1 protein-coding gene is annotated in these 2,526 nt (G+C 67.4%); it reads right to left on the reverse strand.

Annotated features, from left to right (window positions below):
* Nucleotides 1–2,520 (reverse strand): MobF family relaxase (gene mobF / locus WA944_RS00140; RefSeq protein ID WP_526646035.1); only part of this gene is annotated, 2,520 nt, incomplete at its 3' end.
* Nucleotides 2,521–2,526 lie beyond the last annotated feature (6 nt).

Consider the following 2,526-nt stretch of genomic DNA (forward strand, 5'->3'; position numbering starts at 1 on the left):
CTCACCGAGTTCGGTGAGCCGGTGCAGTCGGGCGCGGTCGTTGAGTTCGGACACCAGATCGTGGGTGGGCGCCCACAACAGCGAGTGCTTGTCGGTGGCGATATCGGATTGCCATGCCTCGAAGGCCATATCTGATGCGGCGGCCTGCGTGCCGACATGCACGCGCTGCTCATCGAGATAGAACGCGATCCCGGACGGGTCACCGTCGCGCAACGCCAGACCGGCCTGGGCTTCGGCCGCCGAAGCAAACCGCATCACTTGAGACAAGGTGATCGCCCCATGCAAGTGAGCGAGGTCGCGCAGCACACCCCCGGCGCTGATCGAAGACAACTGTTTGTCGTCACCGACAAGGCGCACGCTGGCGCCCTTGGCCAACGCGACAGCGATCATGGAGGCCAACGCCAAAGTGCCGGCCTTGCCGGCCTCGTCCACGATGATCAACGTGTTTTCATCGATCGCGTCGTACCACTGGCGTGCTGGATCACCGGGCGAGGTGTCGGGATTGTCGGTGAGCCAGTTGAACTTATCGAGGGTGTCTCCGACCTCGACTTCGATTTCCTCGCGCAGCAGCTGCGCCGCACTGGCGCTCGGCGACAGCCCGATGACGGTGCCACCGGCACCTTCCCAGGACCGCGTGAGCGCGGCCATGGCGGTGGTTTTTCCCGACCCACCGGGGGCCAGCGCGAGCATGACGCGCTGCCCGCGACAGGCCATTTCGCGGACCAGTTCGGCTTGGCCGGCATTGAGTTCGTGTCCATTCGCGGCTTGGGCCAGTAGTTCGATCTCGACGTCGGCGGCGGGCACGGTGCGTCCATCGCGCAGCTCGGCGGCGGCCAGGATGGAGCGTTCGGCGGCCAGGATTTCGGTGCTGGTGTAGGTCTGCGATCCGACTTGGCGGTACACGCTGGACCCGTCGCGGCGGCGCAGCCTGGCGGGCTCACCGAGGTCGGTATCGGGGCTGGACGCGTGCCGGATGCTCAACGGTGCACTCAACGCGGCGTCGGTGATGAGTTCGGCGATCCCGTCGATCCCGGCGTGCCCGGTGACCCGCACGACGCGCAACGCCTCGGCCAGCACATGGGTGCGGTTCCAGGTGGCGCGGTCGCCAGACACGGTGGCGATGACCTGGCGGGCGCGAGCTTTGATCCACCCTTCGGTGACCTCAGCCGGTGTCGCGGTGCGCCCGGCAAGGGAGCGCGCGATCATCGCGTTGACCGCCTCGTCGCTGCCCAACAGGCCGACCGCTTGGGCACGCCACTCCTGGCGCTGCTCGGCCAGCGAGCGCGGCTCATGCTTGGCGTCACGGGTGGCCAAGGTGGCCTGCTGGAACATCGCGATCGACTCCGGGGTGGTCGGCTCGCGGCCGTGAGCAGCCTGAAACTTCTTGGCCAACACCGCATACTCGGCGTCGATCGCCGCCCGGCGCGAGGACCACAGTTCGTTGAGTTCGCGGCTCACCCCGACCACTTCGCGGACCTCGCGCTTGCCTTCGCGGGCATCACCGCGAGCGGCGAACCGCATCCCCAACACCTGACCCAGGTAGGCCTCCAGCCGCGAGTTGTACAACTCCGAGGCCGCGACGGTGGAGGCATACAACGGCCGACCATCGAGGGCATACCAGCGGGCGATGCCGTCGGTGCCGCGGGCGCGGACCTTGTTGGAGATCGCGACGTGGGTGTGCAGGCCGGGGTCCGAGGCGCGGGTGTCGCGGTGCAAAAACTCCGCGGTGATGAACCCTTCGGTGTCGACCTGGGCCACGCCCTGGGCGCCGATGCGGGTGTAGGCGGCCTGGTCTTGCAGGAAATCCAACGCGTCCTGGACGGCCTTGCTGTGGCATTCCTCGATCTGCTTGGCGATCGGCTCCGGGCACAGCGCATAGAGCGCGGACACGCTTTTGACCGGAGTGAAGGTCATGTCGTAGCCGGCGACCGAGGTGGTTTGGTCGCGGGTGCCGCGGGCGATGAACCCGGTCAGTTCCCGCTCATCCAAGGGGGCGCGGCGGTGCTGTTCTTCGAACATCTCGGTCGCGATGTCGGTGCGCATCTGCGCTCGCACCGACTCATCAATCGCGGCGTTCCAGTGCGCACCGATGGACAAGTTATGGTCCCGGTAGGCCAGCGCCAGGCGCTGCTGCAACTCGGTTTCCCCGGCATTGACCCGAAACGGCCGCCCCAGCGAAGTCGCGGTCAGCGCCGAGTTCTTGCGCGCCCCTTGAGCGATGAGCTGCTTGGTCAACGCTGAGGCGTTCGGGTGCACGCCCAGCCCGAAAAGCGCCTTCATCTGATCCTCGGTGACCTCCGAGCCCTCGGCCACCGACCACAGCCGGTCCCCGGCGTCGGTGCGCGTCCAGTTCTCCGAACCCGCCGACAATCCGGCCAGCCCGCGCCCACCCCAGCGGCCCGGGGTCTCACCCTTCGAGGAGTAGTAGTCGCCCAACGATTCCGGGCCATGAGTGCGGTCATGGGCAGCCACCTGCCGCACCAGGTACAAGTACCCGGAGCCAGCCGTGAGCTTGTGGATGCCCGC

Source organism: Mycobacterium sp. (genome assembly GCF_049683355.1).
Classification (GTDB): Bacteria; Actinomycetota; Actinomycetes; order Mycobacteriales; family Mycobacteriaceae; genus Mycobacterium.